Origin of the sequence: Salmonella sp. NW645, assembly GCF_051703725.1 — a bacterium.
Lineage (GTDB): Bacteria > Pseudomonadota > Gammaproteobacteria > Enterobacterales > Enterobacteriaceae > Salmonella > Salmonella enterica.
The window spans coordinates 100,954-124,369 of sequence record NZ_JAMMKR010000005.1; the positions used below are offsets into that span (position 1 = coordinate 100,954).

General features: G+C 54.8%; 24 protein-coding genes and 2 tRNA genes. 10 read left to right on the forward strand and 16 right to left on the reverse strand.

From position 1 onward, the window contains the following. Nucleotides 1-2: 2 nt before the first annotated feature. The 7 genes from NA389_RS12280 to pncC form a co-directional block, all read right to left on the reverse strand. A tRNA-Arg gene (locus NA389_RS12280) sits at nucleotides 3-76 on the reverse strand. Nucleotides 77-79: 3 nt separating this feature from the next. Beyond that, nucleotides 80-172 (reverse strand) — tRNA-Ser (locus tag NA389_RS12285). 303 nt (nucleotides 173-475) lie between these two features. Continuing rightward, nucleotides 476-661, reverse strand: a complete 186-nt coding sequence (gene csrA, locus NA389_RS12290) for a carbon storage regulator CsrA (RefSeq protein ID WP_000906486.1) — start codon at nucleotides 659-661, stop codon at nucleotides 476-478. Nucleotides 662-895: 234 nt separating this feature from the next. Continuing rightward, the gene (gene alaS / locus NA389_RS12295; RefSeq protein WP_000047228.1) at nucleotides 896-3,526 is read right to left on the reverse strand and encodes an alanine--tRNA ligase; all 2,631 of its coding nucleotides are present in this window, start codon (nucleotides 3,524-3,526) and stop codon (nucleotides 896-898) included. Nucleotides 3,527-3,761: 235 nt separating this feature from the next. After that, entirely contained in the window at nucleotides 3,762-4,262 is a 501-nt protein-coding gene (gene recX, locus NA389_RS12300) for a recombination regulator RecX (protein ID WP_001294862.1), read from the reverse strand. Nucleotides 4,263-4,378: 116 nt separating this feature from the next. Beyond that, nucleotides 4,379-5,440, reverse strand: coding sequence for a recombinase RecA (gene recA / locus NA389_RS12305; protein WP_000963150.1), 1,062 nt, complete (start codon nucleotides 5,438-5,440; stop codon nucleotides 4,379-4,381). 84 nt (nucleotides 5,441-5,524) lie between these two features. Beyond that, a complete protein-coding gene (gene pncC / locus NA389_RS12310; protein WP_000132241.1) occupies nucleotides 5,525-6,022 on the reverse strand; it encodes a nicotinamide-nucleotide amidase in 498 nt (165 codons plus the stop codon). 194 nt (nucleotides 6,023-6,216) lie between these two features. Between pncC and NA389_RS12315 the strand changes: the two genes are divergently transcribed. Next, nucleotides 6,217-6,462 carry a hypothetical protein gene (locus NA389_RS12315; protein WP_001519391.1) on the forward strand — a complete coding sequence of 82 codons (246 nt, stop codon included), beginning with the start codon at nucleotides 6,217-6,219 and terminating at the stop codon, nucleotides 6,460-6,462. A 37-nt stretch (nucleotides 6,463-6,499) separates the two neighbouring features. On the opposite strand, the gene mltB is transcribed toward NA389_RS12315, so the two are convergent. Continuing rightward, on the reverse strand, nucleotides 6,500-7,579 hold the full coding sequence (mltB, locus tag NA389_RS12320; RefSeq protein ID WP_000476811.1) for a lytic murein transglycosylase B: 1,080 nt from the start codon (nucleotides 7,577-7,579) through the stop codon (nucleotides 6,500-6,502). Nucleotides 7,580-7,831: 252 nt separating this feature from the next. On the opposite strand from mltB, the gene srlA reads away from it, so the two are divergent. The 7 genes from srlA (at nucleotide 7,832) to gutQ (ending at nucleotide 12,893) form a co-directional block, all read left to right on the forward strand. Continuing rightward, nucleotides 7,832-8,395: a PTS glucitol/sorbitol transporter subunit IIC gene (gene srlA / locus NA389_RS12325; RefSeq protein ID WP_000573333.1), complete on the forward strand. Its 564-nt coding sequence runs from the start codon at nucleotides 7,832-7,834 to the stop codon at nucleotides 8,393-8,395. Then, complete coding sequence (gene srlE / locus NA389_RS12330; protein WP_000199042.1) at nucleotides 8,392-9,363, forward strand: PTS glucitol/sorbitol transporter subunit IIB; 972 nt, start codon at nucleotides 8,392-8,394, stop codon at nucleotides 9,361-9,363. Before srlA ends, srlE begins: the two co-directional genes overlap by 4 nt. Nucleotides 9,364-9,374: 11 nt before the next feature. After that, a complete protein-coding gene (gene srlB / locus NA389_RS12335; protein WP_000111553.1) occupies nucleotides 9,375-9,737 on the forward strand; it encodes a PTS glucitol/sorbitol transporter subunit IIA in 363 nt (120 codons plus the stop codon). A gap of 11 nt (nucleotides 9,738-9,748) precedes the next feature. Further along, nucleotides 9,749-10,528 (forward strand): sorbitol-6-phosphate dehydrogenase, encoded by a 780-nt coding sequence (gene srlD / locus NA389_RS12340; protein ID WP_001077372.1) that lies wholly within the window; start codon nucleotides 9,749-9,751, stop codon nucleotides 10,526-10,528. A 76-nt stretch (nucleotides 10,529-10,604) separates the two neighbouring features. Next, entirely contained in the window at nucleotides 10,605-10,964 is a 360-nt protein-coding gene (gene gutM, locus NA389_RS12345; protein WP_000255198.1) for a transcriptional regulator GutM, read from the forward strand. 197 nt (nucleotides 10,965-11,161) lie between these two features. Beyond that, nucleotides 11,162-11,935, forward strand: coding sequence for a glucitol operon DNA-binding transcriptional repressor SrlR (gene srlR, locus NA389_RS12350; protein ID WP_000804536.1), 774 nt, complete (start codon nucleotides 11,162-11,164; stop codon nucleotides 11,933-11,935). Continuing rightward, nucleotides 11,928-12,893 (forward strand): arabinose-5-phosphate isomerase GutQ, encoded by a 966-nt coding sequence (gutQ, locus tag NA389_RS12355; protein ID WP_001278204.1) that lies wholly within the window; start codon nucleotides 11,928-11,930, stop codon nucleotides 12,891-12,893. The genes srlR and gutQ overlap by 8 nt, the downstream gene beginning before the upstream one ends. Here the strand turns inward: gutQ and norR are convergent. Further along, the gene (gene norR / locus NA389_RS12360) at nucleotides 12,890-14,410 is read right to left on the reverse strand and encodes a nitric oxide reductase transcriptional regulator NorR (protein WP_000010804.1); all 1,521 of its coding nucleotides are present in this window, start codon (nucleotides 14,408-14,410) and stop codon (nucleotides 12,890-12,892) included. The genes gutQ and norR overlap by 4 nt on opposite strands. A gap of 185 nt (nucleotides 14,411-14,595) precedes the next feature. Here norR and norV point away from each other — a divergent pair, with 185 nt between their 5' ends. Beyond that, nucleotides 14,596-16,035 carry an anaerobic nitric oxide reductase flavorubredoxin gene (norV, locus tag NA389_RS12365; protein WP_000026005.1) on the forward strand — a complete coding sequence of 480 codons (1,440 nt, stop codon included), beginning with the start codon at nucleotides 14,596-14,598 and terminating at the stop codon, nucleotides 16,033-16,035. After that, nucleotides 16,032-17,165, forward strand: a complete 1,134-nt coding sequence (gene norW, locus NA389_RS12370) for an NADH:flavorubredoxin reductase NorW (protein ID WP_000086340.1) — start codon at nucleotides 16,032-16,034, stop codon at nucleotides 17,163-17,165. Before norV ends, norW begins: the two co-directional genes overlap by 4 nt. Nucleotides 17,166-17,261: 96 nt before the next feature. Here norW and hypF read toward each other — a convergent pair whose 3' ends face one another. The 7 genes from hypF to hycF all read right to left on the reverse strand — a co-directional run bounded on the left by hypF (nucleotide 17,262) and on the right by hycF (nucleotide 23,409). Further along, nucleotides 17,262-19,502, reverse strand: coding sequence for a carbamoyltransferase HypF (gene hypF, locus NA389_RS12375; RefSeq protein WP_000963428.1), 2,241 nt, complete (start codon nucleotides 19,500-19,502; stop codon nucleotides 17,262-17,264). A 145-nt stretch (nucleotides 19,503-19,647) separates the two neighbouring features. After that, entirely contained in the window at nucleotides 19,648-20,193 is a 546-nt protein-coding gene (hydN, locus tag NA389_RS12380) for an electron transport protein HydN (RefSeq protein ID WP_001078787.1), read from the reverse strand. Nucleotides 20,194-20,393: 200 nt separating this feature from the next. Next, nucleotides 20,394-21,203 (reverse strand): hypothetical protein, encoded by an 810-nt coding sequence (locus NA389_RS12385; protein WP_000936698.1) that lies wholly within the window; start codon nucleotides 21,201-21,203, stop codon nucleotides 20,394-20,396. Nucleotides 21,204-21,229: 26 nt separating this feature from the next. Then, entirely contained in the window at nucleotides 21,230-21,700 is a 471-nt protein-coding gene (gene hycI, locus NA389_RS12390) for a hydrogenase maturation peptidase HycI (protein ID WP_000132990.1), read from the reverse strand. Next, the gene (locus NA389_RS12395; RefSeq protein WP_000003725.1) at nucleotides 21,693-22,103 is read right to left on the reverse strand and encodes a formate hydrogenlyase maturation HycH family protein; all 411 of its coding nucleotides are present in this window, start codon (nucleotides 22,101-22,103) and stop codon (nucleotides 21,693-21,695) included. Before NA389_RS12395 ends, hycI begins: the two co-directional genes overlap by 8 nt. Continuing rightward, complete coding sequence (gene hycG, locus NA389_RS12400; RefSeq protein WP_000067419.1) at nucleotides 22,100-22,867, reverse strand: formate hydrogenlyase subunit HycG; 768 nt, start codon at nucleotides 22,865-22,867, stop codon at nucleotides 22,100-22,102. The genes NA389_RS12395 and hycG overlap by 4 nt, the downstream gene beginning before the upstream one ends. Beyond that, on the reverse strand, nucleotides 22,867-23,409 hold the full coding sequence (hycF, locus tag NA389_RS12405) for a formate hydrogenlyase subunit HycF (protein ID WP_000493770.1): 543 nt from the start codon (nucleotides 23,407-23,409) through the stop codon (nucleotides 22,867-22,869). The genes hycG and hycF overlap by 1 nt, the downstream gene beginning before the upstream one ends. Nucleotides 23,410-23,416: the final 7 nt, after the last annotated feature.

Consider the following 23,416-nt stretch of genomic DNA (forward strand, 5'->3'; position numbering starts at 1 on the left):
GGTGCATCCGGGAGGATTCGAACCTCCGACCGCTCGGTTCGTAGCCGAGTACTCTATCCAGCTGAGCTACGGATGCAAATGGCGGTGAGGCGGGGATTCGAACCCCGGATGCAGCTTTTGACCGCATACTCCCTTAGCAGGGGAGCGCCTTCAGCCTCTCGGCCACCTCACCACACGCCTCTTACGAGTGCTTCGAAGAACTTGTTCTGCTCATCGTCGCTGCGTGGCGCACATATTACTTTCTGGGACTTATAAGTCAAACAATTTTTCCAGAGCTTTTATCGTTTGCACACTTCACGCTCAATTAGTCTGTAAAAAAGCCAAAAAGAGTGTTTTATCAACAGATAATTTGATAACACGCTGGCCGCCAAAAGCGCACCATATCCACAGTGAGGTTGAAAAAAGTCATGAAGGGACAACGCGGGCGAGCGAGAAGAGAGGCTGCGTCTCACCCGAAAAGTGAGACGCGAAAACCTTAGTAACTGGACTGCTGGGATTTTTCAGCCTGGATACGCTGGTAGATCTCTTCACGATGGACAGAAACTTCTTTCGGGGCGTTCACGCCGATACGCACCTGGTTGCCCTTCACCCCTAAAACTGTCACGGTGACCTCATCGCCAATCATGAGGGTCTCACCAACTCGACGAGTCAGAATCAGCATTCTTTGCTCCTTGAAAGATTAAAAGAGTCGGGTCTCTCTGTATCCCGGCATTATCCATCATATAACGCCAAAAAGTAAGCGATGACAAACACCTTAGGTGTAAGCAGTCATGGCATTACATTCTGTTAAACCTAAGTTTAGCCGATATACAAAACTTCAACCTGACTTTATCGTTGTCGATAGCGTTGACGTAAACGCCGCAGCATGGGCTGCGGCGCCAACGAACGCTTATAATTATTGCAATTTTGCGCTGACCCAGCCTTGTACACTGGCTAACGCTGCAGGCAGAGCTGCCGCATCCGTACCACCGGCTTGCGCCATGTCCGGACGACCGCCACCCTTACCGCCTACCTGCTGAGCGACCATACCAATCAATTCCCCTGCTTTAACCCGGTCGGTCACATCCTTCGACACGCCCGCAATCAGAGAAACCTTACCTTCAACAACCGTTGCCAGTACGATAACGGTAGACCCCAGTTGATTTTTCAGATCATCAACCATGGTTCGCAGCATTTTCGGCTCAATACCAGCAAGCTCGCTGACCAGGAGCTTCACGCCGTTGAGATCGACCGCTTTACTGGAAAGATTTGCACTCTCCTGCGCTGCGGCCTGGTCCTTCAACTGCTGCAACTCTTTTTCCAGCTGACGTGTACGTTCCAGCACGGCACGCACTTTGTCGCCCAGATTCTGGCTGTCGCCCTTCAGCAGATGCGCAATATCGTTTAAGCGATCGCTTTGCGCATGAACGGTGGCCATAGCGCCTTCACCGGTTACCGCCTCAATACGACGAATGCCCGCTGCGGTGCCGGACTCAGAGATAATACGGAATAGACCGATATCACCGGTACGACTGGCGTGAGTACCGCCGCACAGTTCGGTAGAGAAATCGCCCATGCTCAGAACGCGTACACGTTCGTCATATTTCTCGCCAAACAGCGCCATGGCCCCTTTCGCCTTCGCCGCGTCGAGATCCATGATGTTCGTTTCAATCGGCAGGTTGCGGCGAATTTGCGCATTCACCAAATCTTCAACCTGACGAATCTCCGACGGCTTCATCGCTTCATTGTGCGAGAAGTCGAAGCGCAGCACTTTATCGCTAACCAGCGAACCTTTCTGCGCAACGTGTGTCCCAAGCACCTGGCGCAACGCCGCGTGCATCAGGTGCGTGGCGGAGTGGTTCAGACGGATACGTGCGCGGCGCGCTTCATCTACATCAGCCTGTACCGCATCGCCCACTTTCAGAGCGCCCGCAGACAATTTGCCGAGGTGACCAATCGCCTGACCATATTTTTGCGTGTCGTCCACAGCGAAAGTAAATCCAGCGCCTTTCAGCTCGCCTTTATCGCCAACCTGACCGCCTGATTCCGCATAGAATGGGGTCTGATCCAGCACGACAACAGCTTCCTGTCCCGCGTTAATCGCTTCAACCGCTTTACCATCGACAAACAGCGCAGTCACTTTGCCGTTCAGTTCCAGATGGTCATAACCTTTAAATTCAGAAGCGCTATCAACGCGGATCATCGCGTTGTAGTCCGCGCCAAAACCGCTAGCTTCGCGCGCACGACGGCGTTGCTCTTCCATAGCGGCTTCAAAACCGGCTTCGTCGACTTTGATGTTGCGCTCACGGCAGACGTCCGCCGTTAGATCGACCGGGAAACCATAAGTATCATACAGACGGAAAGCGGTTTCGCCGTCCAGGGTGTCGCCCTGCAATTTCGCCAGTTCTTCATCCAGCAGCGCCAGACCGCGCTCCAGCGTACGGGCGAACTGCTCTTCTTCCGTTTTCAGAACCTGCTCGACCTGCGCTTGCTGACGTTTCAACTCTTCGCCTGCGGAGCCCATTACCTCAATCAGCGGCCCAACCAGCTTGTAGAAGAAGGTCTCTTTCGCGCCCAGCATGTTGCCGTGACGCACCGCGCGACGAATAATGCGACGCAGCACATAGCCACGGTTTTCATTCGACGGCAGCACGCCATCGGCAACCAGGAATGCGCAGGAACGGATGTGGTCGGCGATAACGCGCAGCGATTTATTACCCAGATCGGTGGCACCGGTGACTTTCGCTACCGCTTCAATCAACGTGCGGAACAGGTCGATGTCATAGTTAGAGTTAACGTGTTGCAGTACCGCGGCAATACGCTCCAGCCCCATACCGGTATCTACAGACGGTTTCGGCAATGGTTCCATCGTCCCGTCAGCCTGACGGTTGAACTGCATAAAGACGATGTTCCAGATCTCAATATAGCGATCGCCGTCTTCTTCCGGGCTTCCCGGAGGGCCGCCCCAGATGTGGTCGCCATGATCGTAGAAGATTTCGGTGCACGGACCGCAGGGACCGGTGTCGCCCATCTGCCAGAAGTTATCCGATGCGTATGGCGCGCCTTTATTGTCGCCGATACGGATGATACGCTCGCGCGGGATGCCGACTTCTTTTTCCCAGATCTCATAGGCTTCGTCGTCGGTTTCATAGACGGTGACCCATAAACGCTCTTTTGGCAGAGCAAACCAGTTTTCACCGGTCAGTAATTCCCATGCGAACTGAATGGCGTCGTGTTTGAAGTAATCGCCGAAGCTGAAGTTGCCCAGCATTTCGAAGAAAGTATGGTGACGTGCAGTGTATCCGACGTTTTCCAGATCGTTGTGTTTACCCCCCGCGCGTACGCAACGCTGGGAAGTGGTTGCACGGGAATAATTACGTTTATCGAGCCCAAGGAAAACATCCTTGAACTGGTTCATCCCGGCATTGGTAAACAACAGAGTGGGGTCATTGTTAGGCACCAGGGAACTGCTGGCAACTACCTGATGCCCTTTACTATGGAAAAAGTCGAGAAACGCCTGACGGATCTCAGCGGTGCTCTTGCTCATAATTATCCTGAAATCAAGCTACACTTCATCCTTCAGGCCGCCTCTGCGTTGGCTGCGAGTTTCCCGGTCACGCGTTCCCGAGGCTCACTTGCCGCTTTGATGCGGCTTGAATGATTTTGTGTATTTAAGGAATATTCGTCGCAGACGCTGTTCGCCGTTAAGCAACCCGCGTCCAGACGGAAAAAGTGGGAATAAGATAAGTTTTCTTTACCGGGAAGTAAAATCCCGTATGCGCTCAATCTGCAAAATTTCGCCATATTTGCTGGATATCGTCCATCAGATACCCGCGATAGAGCAAAAAGCGCTGTACCTTAACCTTTTCTGAAAAGTTTGAAGGGAGCGGCTCGCCATATTTGCGAATGGCCTGTTCACGTGCCATTTCACTCCAGTCAATTTCACATTCTCGCATTGCTTTTTCAGTCGATTCACGGGAAATGCCTTTCTGATTCAACTCCTGGCGAATACGCGCCGGGCCATAGCCTTTGCGGCTACGACTGGCGATAAAGCGCATCACGAAGCGCTCGTCATCAAGATAGTGATGTTCGTGGCACCAGGCGATCACGCGTTCATAATCGTCTGCCGTCGCATCAATCTCTTCCGGCCCATTTTTGCCCATCACCGGCGCGGAGAGTTTACGCCGTAATTCCTGCTCGCTGTGATCGCGGACAGCAAGAATACGTACCGCACGATCAAGGAGACGAGCATAAGCGGGACGGCGCGATGTGGGTTCACTCATAAAAAACCTTAACAGGGAGAAATGCCAAAAGGGCCGCATAAATGCAGCCCTTGATGGTAATTTAACGTTTTGCTGAATGGCGGCTTCGTTTTGTCCGACCCACCATCACCTGATGATTAAAAATCTTCGTTGGTTTCTGCAACGCCTTCGCTATCGTCAACGGCGAAATCGGGCGTGGCATTCTGATTACTCAACAGTAATTCACGAACCCTTTTCTCGATCTCTTTCGCTGTCGCCGGGTTCTCTTTCAGCCAGGTAGTCGCGTTCGCTTTGCCCTGGCCAATCTTCTCGCCGTTGTAGCTGTACCATGCGCCCGCTTTCTCGATCAGCTTCTCTTTCACGCCCAGATCAACCAGTTCGCCATAGAAGTTGATGCCTTCGCCGTAGAGGATCTGGAACTCGGCCTGCTTAAACGGCGCGGCGATTTTGTTTTTCACCACTTTCACACGCGTTTCGCTACCCACGACATTATCGCCCTCTTTCACCGCGCCAATACGACGGATATCAAGACGAACAGAAGCGTAGAATTTCAGCGCGTTACCGCCGGTGGTGGTTTCCGGGTTGCCGAACATCACGCCAATCTTCATACGGATCTGGTTGATGAAAATCAACAGCGTGTTGGACTGTTTCAGGTTCCCCGCCAGCTTACGCATCGCCTGGCTCATCATACGCGCCGCGAGGCCCATGTGAGAGTCGCCGATTTCGCCTTCGATTTCCGCTTTCGGCGTTAGCGCCGCTACGGAATCGACCACAATGACGTCCACCGCGCCTGAACGCGCCAGCGCGTCACAGATTTCCAGCGCCTGCTCGCCGGTATCCGGCTGAGAACAAAGCAGGTTATCGATATCGACGCCCAGCTTGCGTGCGTAAACAGGGTCAAGCGCGTGTTCCGCATCGATAAACGCACAGGTTTTACCTTCACGCTGCGCAGCGGCAATCACCTGCAGCGTCAGGGTCGTTTTACCGGAAGATTCCGGCCCGTAAATTTCGACGATACGCCCCATCGGCAGACCGCCCGCACCGAGTGCGATGTCCAGTGAAAGCGAACCGGTGGAGATAGTTTCCACATCCATAGAACGGTCTTCACCCAGACGCATGATGGAGCCTTTACCAAATTGCTTTTCAATTTGGCCCAGTGCTGCCGCCAACGCTTTCTGTTTGTTTTCGTCGATAGCCATTATTACTCCTGTCATGCAACTTGGTATTGAACCGGATAGTGAATTCGTACTGTTGAAGCAATTATACTGTATGCTCATACAGTATCAAGTGTTTTGTAGAAATTGTTGCCACAGGGTTTGTAGCGCGTACGTCGTCGCCTGTCGACGCACCGATTCACGGTCGCCGCTGAAGCATTCCCGACGCGTAATCCCTTCTCCGCTGACGCTGGCGAAAGCAAACCACACCGTACCAACCGGCTTTTCTTCACTGCCGCCATCCGGCCCGGCAATTCCGCTAATAGCGACAGCAAAATCGGCGCGAGCGGCCTTCAACGCCCCGATCACCATTTCGACCACTACGGGTTCGCTGACCGCGCCATGCTGCGCCAGAGTCTCTTCACGCACGCCAATCATCTGCGCTTTGGCTTCATTACTATAGGTGACAAAGCCGCGTTCAAACCAGGCGGAGCTTCCGGCGATGTCGGTAATGGCTTTCGCCAGCCAGCCGCCGGTACAGGACTCTGCCGTCGTTACGGTCGCCCTGCGCGCTTTTAACGCCAGCCCGACCTGCTCGCTAAGCCGCATCAGTTCACTGTCAGTCATCATGACCTCTGTCAGTTAGAAATCTTGCCGCACAAGATAGCACTTTCTCACCAGAGATGGGGACGAGCAGTCGATTTTACGAGTCGGATTCCGAAAAAATGCCAGCAGGTTATTTATGCAGAATGAAAGAGGTAGCACATGACTAAATAGCAGTACCATGTTGCTAAATTTACACGCACGGAGACAAAGCAAGGATGTCACTCAAAAAAACGGAAAGCACACAGCACAAACTGAAACAAACCTGTCAACTACGGCTGTGGTTAATTGTGGGTGGAGTATGTTCATTAGGAATGGGAGTACTGAATATATTGTCGTCAGGCTATTTTGAACCGTATGATGGCGGTCAAATTATCTTAGGCCTGGGATGTCTGGGATATAGTCTGGCACTATCAAAGAAGATATCCCACTTGCAGGCAGAGAATCAGCCCAAAAAGCCATAATAATAGCGGAGGGGGTGCACCCCTCCCTAAGCGTAAATTAGCGCACCCGCGCCAGCGCTACCGCCTGGCCCAGTTGCCAAACCGCCATCGCATAATGCGTGCTGTGGTTATATCGGGTAATGGTGTAGAAGTTCGGCAGGCCGTACCAGTACTGGTAGCCCGTACCGATATCCAGACGCAGCAGGCTGGCTTCCTGATGATTGCCCAACGATTGCTGCGGCGTTAAGCCTGCGGCGGCAAGCTGAGAGAGGCTATATTTTGTTTTGAAACCATTCGCCAGCCCAGGCGCCTGACCATTCGCCGGCACCGCAACCGTATCGCCTTTCACCCAACCATGCGCCTTGAAGTAGTTCGCCACGCTGCCGATGGCATCAACCGGGTCCCAAAGGTTGATGTGATTGTCGCCATTGAAATCGACCGCATATTCTTTATAGGAAGACGGCATAAACTGGCCGTAGCCCATCGCGCCCGCAAAGGAACCTTTCAGATTGAGCGGATCGTCTTGCTCATCGCGCGCCATGAGCAGGAAGGTTTCCAGCTCGCCGGAGAAATATTCCGCCCGACGCGGATAGTTAAATGACAGCGTCGCCAGCGCGTCCAGAATCCGCGTTTTCCCCATGATACGTCCCCAGCGGGTTTCCACGCCGATAATCCCCACGATGATTTCCGGCGGTACGCCGTATACCTGCCAGGCGCGGTTCAGCGCGTCTTCATACTGATTCCAGAACGCGACGCCGTTTTGCACGTTATCCGGCGTAATAAATTGTTTGCGGTAGCGCAACCAGGCGCCATTTGGTCCAGCGGGCGGCTGAGTGGTCGGCGCTTGTCTGTCCATCAGACGCAGGACGTAATCCAGTCTTTTAGACTGCGAGAGGATCTCCTGCAGTTGCTGACGGTCGAAACCGTGTTTACTGACCATTTTATCAATGAACTGCTGCGCATTAGGGTTGTTGGCGAAGTCGCCGCCCATTTGCATGACGTTATGCTGCGGCTCAAGCAGGAAGCCGCCGGAAGGCGTGCCCGTCGTCGCTTGAGTCTCGGAAGATTTTGGCTTGCTGCTACAGGCAGCAAGCAATACGCAAAGTGGAAGTAACGCTACATAACGACGCTTGAACATGAGACATCCATTAAACAAATTCAGCCAGGAAGAAGTATGGTAAAGCATCCCCCGCCGCACAAGGAAGCGGCACAAGAGAATAAATCACCTTTCTCCTCTTTTCAGTTTGTATCTGCTCCCCCACCCCACAAACTTTCAACTTAAAATATTTTTCTTTTATTTTGAGATCACAATAACACTTTTTAATCTTTCAACATGATTAAAATGAATAGGAAATTAGCAAGAAAACTAAAAACCCTACAGGAGAGAACAATGATCGAAACCATTACACATGGTGCGGAGTGGTTCATCGGGTTATTCCAGAAAGGCGGAGAGGTGTTTACCGGTATGGTGACAGGTATTCTTCCGCTACTGATAAGCCTGCTGGTTATCATGAATGCGCTCATCAATTTTATCGGCCAGCAGCGTATTGAGCGTTTTGCCCAACGTTGCGCCGGAAATCCGCTATCTCGTTACCTGCTTTTACCGTGTATCGGGACATTTGTTTTTTGTAATCCGATGACCCTGAGTCTGGGACGCTTTATGCCGGAGAAGTACAAGCCGAGCTATTACGCGGCGGCCTCCTATAGCTGTCACTCCATGAACGGTCTGTTTCCGCATATCAATCCCGGCGAACTGTTTGTTTATCTGGGTATCGCCAGCGGACTCACCACGTTAGGGCTTCCTCTCGGCCCGCTCGCAGTGAGCTATCTGCTGGTAGGTCTGGTGACGAACTTCTTCCGCGGTTGGGTAACCGATCTCACCACCGCTATTTTTGAGAAAAAAATGGGGATTCAACTTGAGCAGAAAGTTCATCTGACAGGAGCGGTATCATGACACGGGTTCGTATTGAGAAAGGCGCCGGCGGCTGGGGCGGCCCGCTTGAACTGGACGTTACGCCAGGCAAAAAGATCGTCTATATCACAGCCGGTACGCGCCCGGCGATCGTCGACAAACTGGCGCAACTAACAGGCTGGCAAGCGGTGGACGGCTTTAAAGAAGGCGAACCGCCGGAAGCGGAGATCGGCGCGGCCATTATCGACTGTGGCGGTACGCTGCGCTGCGGTATCTATCCGAAACGCCGGATTCCAACCATTAATATTCACTCGACGGGTAAGTCCGGCCCACTGGCGCAGTATATTGTTGAGGATATTTATGTCTCCGGCGTAAAAGAAGAAAACATTACTCTTGTCGGCGAAACGCCTGACAGTCCCCAGCCTGCCAAAACGACATTAGGACGTGACTACGACACCAGCAAAAAAATCACCGAGCAGAGCGACGGACTGCTGGCAAAAGTTGGTATGGGAATGGGCTCCGCCGTGGCGGTACTGTTCCAGTCCGGTCGCGACACCATTGATACGGTTCTGAAAACAATCCTGCCGTTTATGGCGTTCGTTTCGGCGCTGATCGGCATCATTATGGCCTCAGGTCTTGGCGACTGGATCGCCCACGGCCTGGCGCCATTAGCCAGCCATCCACTGGGGCTGGTGACGCTGGCATTGATCTGCTCTTTCCCGCTGCTGTCGCCCTTTCTCGGCCCTGGCGCGGTTATCGCTCAGGTCATTGGCGTCCTGATCGGCGTTCAGATAGGCCTGGGCAATATCCCCCCGCATCTGGCGCTTCCCGCCCTGTTCGCGATTAACGCGCAGGCGGCCTGCGACTTTATCCCGGTCGGCCTGTCACTGGCGGAAGCGAAACAAGACACCGTTCGCGTCGGCGTACCTTCCGTGCTGGTCGGACGCTTCCTGACTGGCGCGCCCACGGTACTTATCGCCTGGTTTGTTTCCGGCTTTATCTATCAATAAGAGGTTTAGACATGAGCGTGATTTATCAAACCACTATCACCCGTATCGGCCAGAGCGCGAAGGAGGCGCTCGGCGAACAGATGCTGATTACGTTTCGGGAAGGCGCGCCGGCGGATATCGAAGAATTTTGCTTCATCCATTGTCATGGCGAACTGACCGGCGCGCTGCAGCCTGGCGCGCGGTGTGAATTGGGCCAACATTGCTATCCGGTCACGGCGGTCGGCAGCGTAGCCGAGCAAAACCTGCGTGAACTGGGGCATATCACTTTGCGCTTCGATGGTCTGCGTGAAGCGGAATTTCCCGGCACCGTACACGTTGCGGGGCCTGTACCGGACGATATCGCGCCGGGCTGTATTTTGACGTTTGTCGCTTAAGGAGAAAAAACATGAATCAAGTTGCCGTTGTCATTGGCGGAGGCCAGACCCTGGGGGCATTCCTTTGCCGTGGGCTTGCAGAAGAAGGATACCGCGTGGCGGTCGTTGATATTCAAAGCGATAAAGCCGCGAATGTCGCCCAGGAAATTAACGCCGATTTTGGCGAAGGTATGGCGTACGGTTTTGGCGCTGACGCTACCAGCGAGCAGAGCGTGCTGGCGCTGTCCCGCGGCGTAGACGAGATTTTCGGGCGCGTCGATCTGCTGGTTTACAGCGCGGGTATCGCCAAAGCGGCGTTTATCAGCGATTTCCAGCTGGGCGATTTTGACCGCTCGCTACAGGTGAATCTGGTGGGCTATTTCCTCTGCGCCCGGGAGTTTTCCCGCCTGATGATCCGCGACGGCATTCAGGGGCGCATTATTCAGATTAACTCTAAATCCGGCAAAGTGGGCAGTAAACACAACTCCGGCTACAGCGCGGCGAAATTCGGCGGCGTGGGGTTAACCCAGTCTCTGGCGCTGGATCTGGCGGAATACGGCATTACCGTACACTCGTTGATGCTCGGCAACCTGTTGAAATCGCCAATGTTCCAGTCACTGCTGCCGCAATACGCTACTAAACTGGGCATTAAGCCCGACGAGGTGGAGCAGTATTACATTGATAAGGTACCGCTCAAACGCGGGTGTGATTATCAGGATGTGCTGAACATGCTGCTATTTTATGCCAGCCCGAAAGCGTCTTATTGCACCGGGCAGTCGATCAACGTAACCGGCGGTCAAGTGATGTTCTGACCGTGAATTGCCGGATGGCGCCGTAGGCCGGATAAGACGGTTACGCCGCCATCAGGCAAAACAACAGGAGCACATTATGGTTTCCACTCTGATTACCGTCGCCGTTATCGCCTGGTGTGCGCAACTGGCGCTGGGCGGCTGGCAGATTTCCCGCTTTAATCGGGCTTTCGATAAACTTAGCCAACAGGGGCGGGTCGGCGTCGGGCGCTCCGGCGGGCGTTTTAAGCCCCGGGTGGTGGTTGCCGTGGCGCTGGACGAACAGCAGCGGGTGACGGACACTTTATTGATGAAAGGCCTTACGGTATTCGCCAGACCGGTTAAAATTGCCGCAATGCAAGGAAAACATTTGCATGAATTACAGCCTGATGTGATCTTTCCCCATGATTCGCTCGCGCAGAATGCACTATCATTGGCGCTTAAACTGAAACATGGGTAATTTCGTTGTGAATGCGTATAGCTTGCGAAATTATCATTTTGCAACCAATACCCTAAATAATTCGAGTTGCAGGAAGGCGGCGACGCAGTGAATCCCAGGAGCGTACATCAGTACGTGACCGGGGTGAGCGAGGAAAGCCAACGCACATGCAGCGTGAAGTATGACGGGTAAATACATAAGTCAGGGTAATCACGCCTATGAAACCTCGTCAGCGTCAGGCCGCGATTCTGGAGCACCTGCAAAAACAGGGAAAATGCTCGGTTGAAGAACTGGCCCAGTACTTTGACACGACAGGCACCACTATCCGTAAAGATCTGGTCATTCTGGAAAATGCCGGAACCGTCATCCGCACCTATGGCGGCGTGGTGTTGAATAAAGAAGAGTCCGATCCGCCTATTGATCACAAAACGCTTATCAACACCCACAAAAAAGCGCTGATAGCCGCAGCCGCTGTGAAATATATCCATGATGGCGATTCCATTATTCTGGACGCCGGAAGTACCGTGTTACAGATGGTGCCGTTGCTTTCGCGTTTTAGCAACATCACGGTGATGACCAACAGCCTCCATATTGTTAACGCGCTATCGGAACTGGACAACGAACAAACTATCCTGATGCCCGGCGGCACCTTCCGTAAAAAATCGGCGTCGTTTCACGGTCAACTGGCGGAAAACGCCTTTGAGCAATTCAGCTTTGATAAACTTTTCATGGGAACTGACGGTATTGACCTGAACGTCGGTGTGACCACGTTCAATGAGGTTTACACCGTCAGTAACGCAATGTGCAATGCAGCACGCGAGGTGATTCTGATGGCGGACTCCTCAAAATTTGGTCGTAAAAGCCCCAATGTGGTGTGCAGTCTGGAAACCGTCGACAAACTGATCACGGACGCGGGGATCGATCCGGCATTTCGTCAGGCGCTGGAAGCAAAAGGGATTGAAGTAATCATAACCGGAGAAAGCAATGAGTGATGCACTACTAAACGCGGGCCGTCAGACCTTAATGCTGGAGCTACAGGAAGCCAGCCGTCTGCCGGAGCGTCTGGGCGATGATTTTGTCCGCGCCGCCAATATCATTATTCACTGTGAAGGCAAAGTGATCGTTTCCGGCATTGGTAAGTCAGGCCATATTGGTAAAAAAATCGCCGCGACGCTTGCCAGTACCGGTACTCCCGCTTTTTTTGTTCATCCGGCGGAAGCACTGCATGGCGATCTGGGGATGATTGAAAGCCGCGACGTGATGTTATTTATCTCCTATTCCGGCGGCGCAAAAGAACTCGACCTCATCATCCCGCGTCTGGAAGATAAATCCGTCGCGCTGCTGGCGATGACCGGTAAACCTCACTCTCCGCTGGGGCGAGCGGCAAAAGCCGTTCTGGATATTTCCGTCGAGCGTGAAGCCTGCCCGATGCATCTGGCGCCGACGTCCAGTACCGTCAATACGCTAATGATGGGCGATGCGCTGGCGATGGCGGTCATGCAGGCGCGCGGTTTTAACGAAGAAGATTTCGCCCGTTCGCATCCGGCTGGCGCACTGGGCGCGCGTTTGCTCAATAATGTGCATCACCTGATGCGCCAGGGCGATGCAATACCGCAGGTGATGCTCGCCACCAGCGTGATGGATGCCATGCTGGAACTTAGCCGTACCGGACTGGGGCTGGTGGCGGTTTGCGATGAGCAACATGTTGTGAAAGGCGTCTTTACCGACGGCGACCTGCGTCGCTGGCTGGTGGGCGGCGGCGCGCTCACCACGCCGGTAAGCGAAGCCATGACGCCCAACGGTATTACGCTCCAGGCGCAAAGCCGCGCCATTGACGCCAAAGAGATCCTGATGAAACGCAAAATTACCGCCGCGCCAGTGGTCGATGAAAACGGCAAACTCACCGGCGCCATTAACCTGCAGGATTTCTACCAGGCAGGGATTATCTAATCCTTCAGTCCCAGACGCTTCGCCAGCCGATGCAGGTTGGCGACGTCGGTTTCCAGCGCCCGCGCGCTGGCCGCCCAGTTATGATTATTTTGCGCCAGCGCCTGGCGAATCATCTCTCGCTGGAAGTTCTCCGTCGATTCGCGCAAATTGCGGCAGGTTGGCAGCGCCAGAAAGCTTTCCGCAGGCGGCGCGGGTAAAACGTCCTCTGACAAGGCAAAATGCTGCGCCTCCAGTATCACCTCATCCCCTGCCCGAGTCGCTCTCGCCAGCACAACCGCACGGTGAATGGCATGTTCCAGCTCCCGGACGTTGCCCGGCCAGCCATAGTTGAGCAAATGGCGGCGCGCGTCGGGACTCAGCACCACGCGGGACAGCCCCAGCCGCAGTCGGCACTGCTCGCAAAAATAGCCCGCCAGCAGCACCACATCATCGCCACGCTCGCGCAGCGGCGGCACAAAGAGCGGAAAAACGCTCAGGCGATGGAACAGATCGGCGCGAAAACGCCCCGCCAGCACCTCTTCACGCAGGTCACGGTTGGTCGCCGCCAACACCCGCACATCCACGCGCAGGCTACGATCGTCGCCGACGCGCTGAATATCGCCATACTGCAACACGCGAAGTAGCTTGGCCTGTAGCGCCAGCGACAGTTCGCCAATCTCATCCAGAAACAGCGTACCGTTATCTGCCATTTCGAACTTACCGCTACGATTACTGATAGCCCCGGTAAAAGCCCCTTTTACATGACCAAACAACTCGCTCTCCGCCACGCTTTCCGGCAGCGCGGCGCAGTTGAGATAGACCAGCGGATTGACCGCTCTGGGGGAGCCCTGGTGAATAGCTTTCGCCACCAGCTCTTTACCGGTCCCCGTTTCACCGCCGATCAGCACGTTAAGATCGGAGCCCGCCACAATCTCGATCTCTTTTTTCAACTGCGTCATCGCCGGCGACAGGCCGATCATGTGCGTCTCTTTTATCGGTTCAAACGCGCCTGACGACCCCGGCAGCATGTTCTGGCTTTCCAGTTGTTCAATTAACAGCGCATTACTCAATGCCCCGGCGGCCAGCGCGGCGACAAGCCGTAGCTCTTCATCGCTAAATACCTCGAACTGCTCCGGCGTCATAGCATCAAGGGTCAGCGCACCGATGAGGTTCTGTCCGGCAAACAGCGGCAGACCAACACAGGCGTGGACTTTCAGGCTTTCCTGTCCGGGAATTAACCCGTCATACGGATCGGGCAAATCGCTATCAGCCGGAAAACGCACCACGTCCCCCGCGCGGGCGATGGCTTCCAGGCGCGGATGCCCTTCCAGGGTAAAACGTCTGCCGAGGACGTCCTGCGCCAGGCCATCAATCGCCAGTGGAATAAATTGTCGTGATTCATAACGCAACAGCGCCGAGGCGTCGCACGCCAGCACCTGACGCAGCGTAGTAATCAGCCGCTGAAAACGATCCTGATGCCCAATACCGCGTTGTAACTCAATGGCGATGCCCGCCAATACCTCCACGGAAAAACTCATGGTTACCTCATTGTCATTTTGACAATCTATAGTGTCATATTGACAGCATCATTTATAGTCTTTTTGACTATATCAAAAATACAAACTTATTATAACTTCATATAAATCAATAAGATGTAAAGTTGGCACACTACCTGCAATAAGCAAAACAACTTTTTGCAAACGTTGAATGAATTGAGGTGGTTATGTCTATCCTGGTTAAAAATAATATTCATTGGGTTGGCCAACGCGACTGGGAAGTACGTGATTTTCACGGCACTGAATACAAAACTCTGCGCGGCAGCAGCTATAACAGCTATCTCATTCGTGAAGAAAAGAATGTGCTGATCGATACCGTCGATCATAAGTTTAGCCGTGAGTTTGTGCAAAATCTGCGCAGTGAAATCGACCTCGCGGACATCGACTACATCATCATTAACCATGCCGAAGAAGACCATGCGGGCGCGCTGACCGAACTGATGGCGCAGATCCCGGACACGCCTATCTACTGTACCGCCAACGCCATTGATTCTATCAACGGCCATCACCATCACCCGGAATGGAATTTTAAGGTGGTGAAAACCGGCGATACGCTGGATATCGGCAACGGCAAGCAGTTGATCTTCGTGGAAACGCCGATGCTGCACTGGCCGGACAGCATGATGACCTATATGACCGGCGACGCGGTGTTATTCAGCAACGACGCCTTTGGTCAGCACTACTGCGACGAGCGTCTGTTCAATGATGAAGTGGACCAAACCGAACTGTTTGAACAATGCCAGCGCTACTACGCCAATATCCTGACGCCGTTCAGCCGTCTGGTAACGCCAAAAATTACCGAAATCCTCGGCTTCAACCTGCCGGTGGATATGATTGCCACATCACACGGCGTGGTATGGCGCGACAACCCAACGCAAATCGTGGAACTGTATCTGAAATGGGCGGCAGATTATCAGGAAGATCGTATCACTATTTTCTACGATACCATGTCGAACAATACTCGCATGATGGCGGATGCCATCGCACAGGGTATCAATGAAGTGGACCCGAACGTGGCGGTCAAAATCTTTAACGTCGCCCGCAGCGATAAAAATGAAATACTGACCAATGTCTTCCGTTCGAAAGGCGTGCTGGTCGGCACTTCTACCATGAACAACGTGATGATGCCGAAAATCGCTGGTCTGGTGGAAGAGATGACCGGCCTGCGCTTTCGCAACAAACGCGCCAGCGCCTTCGGTTCTCATGGCTGGAGCGGCGGCGCGGTGGATCGACTGTCCACGCGCTTACAGGATGCCGGTTTTGAAATGTCCCTGAGTCTGAAAGCAAAATGGCGTCCGGATCTGGATGCGCTGGAGTTGTGCCGTCAGCACGGTCGCGACATCGCGCGTCAGTGGGCGCTTGCTCCGCTGCCGGAAACCACACAGAAAACCGCGCTAGCCGAAGAAACCACAACCTGCGCCGCCGCAGACCTCGGCCCTAAAATGCAATGCAGCGTATGCCAGTGGATTTACGACCCTGCGCTGGGCGAGCCGTTGCAGGATGTCGCGCCGGGTACGCCGTGGAGCGACGTGCCGGATAACTTCCTGTGCCCGGAATGTTCATTAGGTAAAGACGTATTCGACGTACTGGCGACGGAGGCAAAATGAGTCGGGGAATCATCATTATTGGGTCGGGCTTCGCCGCCCGCCAGCTCGTCAAAAATATCCGTAAACAAGATGCGCATGTGCCGTTAACCCTGATTGCGGCGGACAGTATGGATGAGTATAACAAGCCCGATCTCAGCCACGTTATCAGCCAGTCGCAGCGCGCCGATGATCTCACCCGCCAGTTAGCGGGGGAATTTGCTGAACAGTTTAATCTGCGACTGTTCCCGCATACCTGGGTTGCTGACATTGATGCCGATGCCCATGTGGTGAAAAGTCAGGATAAGCAGTGGCAGTACGACAAGCTGGTACTGGCGACCGGGGCGACAGCCTTTGTACCGCCGATTGCAGGACGTGAGTTAATGCTTACTTTGAATAGCCAGCAGGAGTACCGCGCCTGTGAGACACAACTGCGCGAGGCGCAGCGAGTGCTGATTGTCGGCGGCGGTCTCATTGGCAGTGAATTAGCGATGGATTTCTGCCGCGCCGGGAAAACGGTAACGCTGATGGATAACGCCGCCAGCCTTCTCGCCTCACTGATGCCACCGGAAGTGAGCAGCCGCTTACAGCATCACCTGACCGATATGGGGGTGCATCTGCTGCTGAAATCGCAGTTGCAAAAACTGGAGAAAACCGAAGCCGGTATCCGCGCTACACTGGCAAGCCAGCGTAGTATTGAGGTCGATGCGGTGATTGCCGCCACCGGCTTACGCCCGGAAACCGCTCTGGCGCGCCGCGCCGGGGTAGTCGTCAACCGCGGCGTCTGCGTGGATAGCTATCTACAGACCAGTCACCCGGATATTTATGCGATCGGCGATTGCGCGGAAATCAATGGTCAGGTGCTGCCCTTCCTGCAACCGATCCAGTTAAGCGCGATGTACCTGGCGAAAAATCTGTTTGGCGGCAACGCGCCGCTGAAGCTACCGGCGATGCTGGTCAAAGTCAAAACGCCGGAACTGCCGCTGCATCTGGCGGGAGAAACTCAGCGCCGCGATTTAAGCTGGCAGATTACCGCAGAATCTGACGGTATGATTGCCAAAGGCATGAGTGGAGAAGGCCAACTACGCGCCTTTGTGGTGAGTGAAGACCGCATGAAAGAGGCCTTTGCACTACTGAAAACGTTGTCCGTATAAGCCTGTGATGCCGGATGGCGCCGCTTCGCGTCTTATCCGGCCTACGAGTGAGCATCTATTTACAGGCCGAATAAGGCGCAGCCGCCATCCGGCGCCCTACACTTCCCTTAACGCTCGCGCTGCGGCAATCACGCCCTGTCCAAACGACAGCCCGCCGTCGCCCGCTGGTAACCGCTGCGGAAATAACAATTTAAAATCAGAAAGATAAAAGGCAAGACGCGCGCGCAGTAAGCGGTTGTGTATCACCCCGCCGCTGAAGACCAGAGTGGTTATCCCCCGCGCCGTAGCCTGCTGGCGCATTAGCGTGGCAAACCCGCACGCCAGCGCATCATGAAAAGCCCAGGCGCGTTGCGCGGGCGTGGCCTGCCAGTTCAACCATTGCCGCCAGAAAACAGCGACGTCCAGTTGAGCGCCGTTAAGCGGCATCGTTACCGGATGCTCAACGTTAGCGCATTGAGAGGCCAGCGCCTCCAGCGCGCAGGCGGCCTCGCCCTCATAGCTAAGCGATGCTGGCGCGCAGCGAAGCGCGGCAGCCACCGCGTCAAACAACCTCCCGCAGGAAGAGGCCAACGGGGCATTGACGCCGCGCTCAATGGCACGCGCCAGGACACTCCAGTTTTGCTGTTGCAGCCCCGCTGTCTCCGGATAATCCAGCCAGTCCGGCACAAAGCGCAGGCACTGCGCTAACAGATTACGCCACGGCTGTTTGGCAGCCAGATCGCCTCCCGGCAGCGCCACGGCGGGTAAACCACCTAAATGTTCGCATTCGCGATAATTGACCCGCAAACATTCTCCGCCCCATAGCGCGCCATTCTCACCCATGCCGATACCGTCTACCGTCAGGGCAATCACCTCTCCGCCGTCCAGCGGCCAACCATGCTCGGCCAGGCAAGCCGCCGCATGGGCATGATGGTGTAACACCGTCTCTGTCGGCAGACGCATCTCACTGGCCCACTGACTGGAAACATAGCCCGGATGCGCATCACAGACGATACGCTCTGGCGTAAAATCGTAGATTGACTGGATCAAACGCAATGCCTCGCGCCACTGCGCCTGGATACCGTCATCGCTGAGATCGCCCAAATGTTGGCTGACAACCGCCTGTTCGCCGCGTACCAGACAGAACGTGTTTTTCAGATCCGCGCCCAGACAAAGTATCGGCGGCACATCGCGAAATCCGGGCGGCAACGCAATCGCGTCCGGCACGTATCCCCGCGAACGACGCAGCATTTCGCCGCTGTCGCGCACGACAGAGTCGTCCATGCGCTGTACAATGTCGCGATTGTGCAACAGAAAACCATCGGCAATATCGTGTAAATCGTCCAGCGCCTGTTCGTTGGTGATGGCGGGCGGTTTGCCGCTCAGGTTGCCGGATGTCATCACCAGCGGGTAATTGAGCGCCTGCAACAAGAGATGTTGCAATGGGTTGGCTGGCAGCATCACACCCACTTCCGTAAGTCCTGGCGCGATGCCTTCACCCAGCGAAGGCACATACTGCTTATCCACCAGCACAATCGGGGCCGCTGGCGTGGTCAGCAGCGAACGCGCCGCGCTCGGCAGCGTTTGCGCCGTGGGCAACATCACCGCCAATGGTTTCGCCGGGCGATGTTTACGCGCCCGCAGCATCGCCACTGCGTTATCGTTGCGCGCATCGCAGGCCAGATGAAAACCACCCAGCCCTTTAACGGCAATAATGCCCCCGGCGTTCAGTTGGGCGACCGCCGCCTGCAAAGCCGCCTCTTTTTCCGCTCGTTCATGTTGGCTCCGCCACTCAAGATGCGGCCCGCATGACGGACAGGCAACGGGCTGGGCATGAAAACGGCGATCGTACGGATCGCGGTATTCGCTGTCGCATTCCGGACACAAGGGAAACGCCGCCATCACCGTAAATGGTCGGTCATAGGGCATAGCACGAATAATGGTGAAGCGTGGTCCGCAGTGGGTGCAATTGATGAAAGGATAACGGTAGCGCCGCTCGCCTGGGGTATTCATCTCGGCAAGACATGCCGGGCAGGTCGCCGCATCCGGCACGATTTGCGTGTTCATCGAACCGCCTGCGCTCTGACGAATGGTAAAATCCGTCGGTGCGCGCTCCCATATCAACGACGCGTGTTCAACGCTGTCAATCCGCGCCAGCGGCGGGCAATCCTGATAAAGCGCGGCAATAAATTGCGACGGCTCTTCCAGTAGCCGAACGACGACGCCGTCGCCGTCATTACACACGTCGCCGTGTAATCGCAACTGCTGCGCCAGCTGCCAGACAAAAGGACGAAAACCGACGCCCTGTACTTTGCCCCGAATGCGTAGCTGTACGCCGGAAGGTGTGTCTATCGCCATCTTATTTTCCCGCCATCATCGAACCCGGATGCCTGATGGCGCGACGCTTATCAGGCCTACAACCGCACGGACCGTAGACCGGATAAGGCATTGATACCGCCATCCGGCAATGCTTTGTGGCGTATTCTACGCGCAATCGCAGAAATCAGAAAAGCAGCGATGCCGTTGAATCCAGCGCCGCACGACGGCGTTTTTCCGCGCTCAGCTGTTCAAGCTTATTGCGGTCCACGCAGATGAGGGCGTGCGTTGGGCAAGCGGCCATACAGGCCGGACCGGCCTCACGGTGGTGACATAGATCGCACTTGTTGGCTTCGGCTTTTTCGGCACGCACGTTCAGCCCCGCGCCGCTATTGCGAACCACCGGACGTACCACCACGTCCATGGCGCCGTAAGGACATGCCACTACGCAAGTTTTACAGCCAATGCAGCGTTCCTGCATCACATGAACAAAGCCTTTGTCACGGCTGATGGCGCCATTCGGGCAAACGTTGGCGCACGGCGCGTCTTCACACTGGCGACACAGCGTTGCCGTGGAAACGTTCACGCCTTTGATGACATGGATACGAGGTAAAAAGGTTTCAGGGGTCAGCGATGCGCAATCCTGATTTTCCTGATGGGATACGACGCAAGCCACTTCACAGGTACGGCAACCAATGCACTTACTCGCGTCTGCAATGATGAAACGGTTCATCAAATTCTCCAGCAATAACAGATGATGTGCCGATATATACACGAATCGTGCCAATTTTTATTTCATTGTTATTTAATAATATTATTTCTATTTTCGTGAGCATTTACGTGTCATCGTCACAAGTGTCGATGACACGTAATGTCGCCAGTGGTGGTCAAGATTTGCAGTGATAGCCAGCCAACTCTGCACCGCAACTGGCATCAATCCTGATTAACGCCTGGCAATACGTTACCGCGTATTAAACAGCGCTGCGTAAGGGAAAGATCGTCCGTTTGCGGATTCCTTCCGGCAATAGGTTTGATAATTAATTTACGGCCAGGATAGTGATTAAAACGGGTCAGCGCCGGATAACTCAACCGGCCAAACCAGCCGTGTACGCGCTGCCAGCGGGCGTCCTTCACCTGATATAAATTGGTTATCCAGTAGCCTGAGTCAAACTGCATATCCAACAGTTGCGTGCGCCCATTGCCCTGTAAATCAAGCAAATCATCGACACCAGTATCGGTCGCGGTATAAAACCCCCACGGTTCAAAGACGCAGGGGCGGCCATTCTTGAGAAAGGTGAAAATGATGTATTGCGCGCTCGGCGCCAGGCCCAACCCAGGATTGCCCAACCAGATAACCAGGTCCTGAATGCCGTTACGATCGAGGTCAGCGCGATAAAATTGCGCATTACCCGCCAAATTAATCAGCCTTCCCACCGGGACAACCCACGAATTACCGGCTCTGTCTTTTCCGCTAATCCGCCATTCGTTATCTTTTTTCGGCTCCGGCAGTAGCGTCACGCCACTGACTCCGACCTGGCGAAAATGCCAGGTCTGGTCGGGCGATACAGAATAAGGCAGGGTCAACAGCGGCTTCAGCGCACGCTTTTGCGCATATTCACCGTCGCTCATCGGCAGGTAACCGACAAAACCGGTGGCCAGTGCGCGCGCGGCGATGCAGAAAAATAGCAGTCCGCTCCATACGATAACCTTCACGTCCTTCTTACCGCCTTTGCCGGGTAACACAAATTCTCCCTAAATATGTGCGCATTTTACGCCTCCGGCGCTTCCAGCGCGGCAAATCCGCCGTTTCCCTGCCAGCCTTCCAGGCGCTGATAGACGATGTTTACCGCGTCCTTAATCGGTTGAGTCATCGGATAATAAAACCCGACGATATCCGGCTGGATACCAAGAAAAATCACCTCGCCGACATCCTCTTTGAGCTGATCGATAAGGTAGTTGAGCGGCATGTTGTGGGTGGTCATCATAAACATTTCGGCGATATCATCCGGATCGATAATGCGGATCTCGCCCGGATTAAGTCCCATGTCGGTGGCGTCGACAATCAACAGACGCTGCGGGCGCAGTTCGCGAATCGCCACAATGTCGTTTTCCGGCACGCTGCCGCCATCAATCACCACCCAATTACCCTTCGGCTGCGCCGCGCACATTTCCGCCAGTAGCGGGCCTGCGCCGTCGTCGCCCATCATGCTGTTGCCGACACAGAGTAAAACGTCAGTCACGAAGCCTCCTCACCATCAGGTAGATGGCGCTTTCCTGATGAATGTCATGCAGCATACTGAGCATCAGTTTGCTCCATTCTTGCTGCTGCGGGGTCTGCGCGGCGCGCGCCTCATCAAACGCGCGCGCCAGCATTTGCACATGGTTGAAATCGATGACGATCTCGCCATACTTCGGCACGCCTTCCATTTTACGCCGGGCATCGCTACCGGCTTCCAGGGTGGCGATCCACGCCAGATACTCATCCCATGGGCAGGTGAGCGCGGCCTCCAGACAATCGATAACCCCCAGGTGGTGACCAATCGCCAGGCTGTAATAGACAACCTGCTGCGCCTCGGCAGGCGTCGCATCGTTCTCATCAATAAACTTACGGCTCAGTTGACTGAACACCACCTGTTCGCTCATCGGATACGCGCCTCTTCAACAACATGATTGAGATGGGTGACAATTTCGGTTAAACGCGGATCGTTTTCCGCTTCCAGCCAACGCGCCACTTGCTGCTCGCCCTGCCCCAACTGTGTCAGGTAATCATCGGCGATCTGACGACCATAGCGATAACCCGCCAGCCGGCGCGCCGCGCGATCCACCTTCACGCGCAGCGGCTGCACCATATCCGGATGCAGGATCTCTGCGGGCTGATCGTCCAGCTCACCCGGCGCGCGGGCGTGGATTTTCTGCTCCAGCAGGCCAAGCGCCATCGCAAAGCCATACAGCGTGGCGGCAGGCGTTGGCGGGCAGCCTGGAATGTAGACATCTACCGGGACGATTTTATCCGTACCGCCCCATACGCAGTACAGATCATGGAAGATGCCGCCGCTGTTGCCACAGGCGCCGTAAGAGATACAGATTTTCGGGTCCGGCGCCGACTGCCAGGCGCGCAGCGCCGGAGAGCGCATGGCGCGGGTCACCGCGCCGGTAAACAGTAGAATATCGGCATGACGCGGCGACGGTACCACTTTGATGCCGAAACGCTCGGCATCAAACAGCGGCGACAGCGTCGCAAAGATTTCGATTTCACAGCCGTTACAGCCGCCGCAGTCCACGCGGTAAACGTATGCCGAACGCTTAATATTTTTCAGTAGAGACGCTTTCATGCTGGCGATGGATTCATCCACCGTCATCGGTACCGGAATGCCGTTGGCGTCACGCGGGCCTAATAAATTGCTCATTAGCTGACCTCTTTCATATGGCGAGTCAGTTCAATACGGTCGGACGGCACCAGGCATTTCTGACGCTTACAGTCCGGGCAGGTCTCAAAGCTTTCGCGGTGGTTTTCCGCGCGGCTGTCGCCGTTGTGCGCAAGCAGCGCAATGGCGTAGTCGATCTCTTTCTGTACCGAGAAAGGACGATTGCACACGCGGCAGTTGCACAGCGCGAAGCGGGACTGTTGCAGGAAGTCTTCTTTCTTCCACACTGCCAGTTCGTACTCTTGCGACAGTTTAATCGCCGCCGTCGGGCACACCTCTTCGCAGCGACCGCAGAAGATGCAGCGGCCAAGATTGAACTGCCACGCCAGCTCATTGGTCGCGAGATCGGTTTCCACCGTCAGCGCGTTCGACGGGCAGGCATTAACGCAGGCGGCGCAGCCGATGCACTGCTGCGGATTATGTTCCGGCTTGCCGCGGAAGTTTTTATCAACCGCAATCGGCTCCAGCGGATAAGACGAGGTCGCCGTGCCGGTTTTGATAACTTTTTTGATAAAGGTAAACATGGCGATT

What these genes read in the sequence shown, in the direction of transcription:
- norW (WP_000086340.1), top strand. Translation starts at nt 16,032, where the DNA reads ATGAGTCGGGGAATCATCATTATTGGGTCGGGCTTCGCCGCCCGCCAG.
- hycF (WP_000493770.1), bottom strand. Translation starts at nt 23,409, where the DNA reads ATGTTTACCTTTATCAAAAAAGTTATCAAAACCGGCACGGCGACCTCG.
- norR (WP_000010804.1), bottom strand. Translation starts at nt 14,410, where the DNA reads ATGAGTTTTTCCGTGGAGGTATTGGCGGGCATCGCCATTGAGTTACAA.
- gutM (WP_000255198.1), top strand. Translation starts at nt 10,605, where the DNA reads ATGGTTTCCACTCTGATTACCGTCGCCGTTATCGCCTGGTGTGCGCAA.
- recA (WP_000963150.1), bottom strand. Translation starts at nt 5,440, where the DNA reads ATGGCTATCGACGAAAACAAACAGAAAGCGTTGGCGGCAGCACTGGGC.
- srlE (WP_000199042.1), top strand. Translation starts at nt 8,392, where the DNA reads ATGACACGGGTTCGTATTGAGAAAGGCGCCGGCGGCTGGGGCGGCCCG.
- gutQ (WP_001278204.1), top strand. Translation starts at nt 11,928, where the DNA reads ATGAGTGATGCACTACTAAACGCGGGCCGTCAGACCTTAATGCTGGAG.
- srlR (WP_000804536.1), top strand. Translation starts at nt 11,162, where the DNA reads ATGAAACCTCGTCAGCGTCAGGCCGCGATTCTGGAGCACCTGCAAAAA.
- srlD (WP_001077372.1), top strand. Translation starts at nt 9,749, where the DNA reads ATGAATCAAGTTGCCGTTGTCATTGGCGGAGGCCAGACCCTGGGGGCA.
- srlA (WP_000573333.1), top strand. Translation starts at nt 7,832, where the DNA reads ATGATCGAAACCATTACACATGGTGCGGAGTGGTTCATCGGGTTATTC.
- pncC (WP_000132241.1), bottom strand. Translation starts at nt 6,022, where the DNA reads ATGACTGACAGTGAACTGATGCGGCTTAGCGAGCAGGTCGGGCTGGCG.
- hydN (WP_001078787.1), bottom strand. Translation starts at nt 20,193, where the DNA reads ATGAACCGTTTCATCATTGCAGACGCGAGTAAGTGCATTGGTTGCCGT.
- norV (WP_000026005.1), top strand. Translation starts at nt 14,596, where the DNA reads ATGTCTATCCTGGTTAAAAATAATATTCATTGGGTTGGCCAACGCGAC.
- recX (WP_001294862.1), bottom strand. Translation starts at nt 4,262, where the DNA reads ATGAGTGAACCCACATCGCGCCGTCCCGCTTATGCTCGTCTCCTTGAT.
- NA389_RS12395 (WP_000003725.1), bottom strand. Translation starts at nt 22,103, where the DNA reads ATGAGCGAACAGGTGGTGTTCAGTCAACTGAGCCGTAAGTTTATTGAT.
- hycG (WP_000067419.1), bottom strand. Translation starts at nt 22,867, where the DNA reads ATGAGCAATTTATTAGGCCCGCGTGACGCCAACGGCATTCCGGTACCG.
- alaS (WP_000047228.1), bottom strand. Translation starts at nt 3,526, where the DNA reads ATGAGCAAGAGCACCGCTGAGATCCGTCAGGCGTTTCTCGACTTTTTC.
- srlB (WP_000111553.1), top strand. Translation starts at nt 9,375, where the DNA reads ATGAGCGTGATTTATCAAACCACTATCACCCGTATCGGCCAGAGCGCG.
- NA389_RS12315 (WP_001519391.1), top strand. Translation starts at nt 6,217, where the DNA reads ATGTCACTCAAAAAAACGGAAAGCACACAGCACAAACTGAAACAAACC.
- csrA (WP_000906486.1), bottom strand. Translation starts at nt 661, where the DNA reads ATGCTGATTCTGACTCGTCGAGTTGGTGAGACCCTCATGATTGGCGAT.
- hypF (WP_000963428.1), bottom strand. Translation starts at nt 19,502, where the DNA reads ATGGCGATAGACACACCTTCCGGCGTACAGCTACGCATTCGGGGCAAA.
- mltB (WP_000476811.1), bottom strand. Translation starts at nt 7,579, where the DNA reads ATGTTCAAGCGTCGTTATGTAGCGTTACTTCCACTTTGCGTATTGCTT.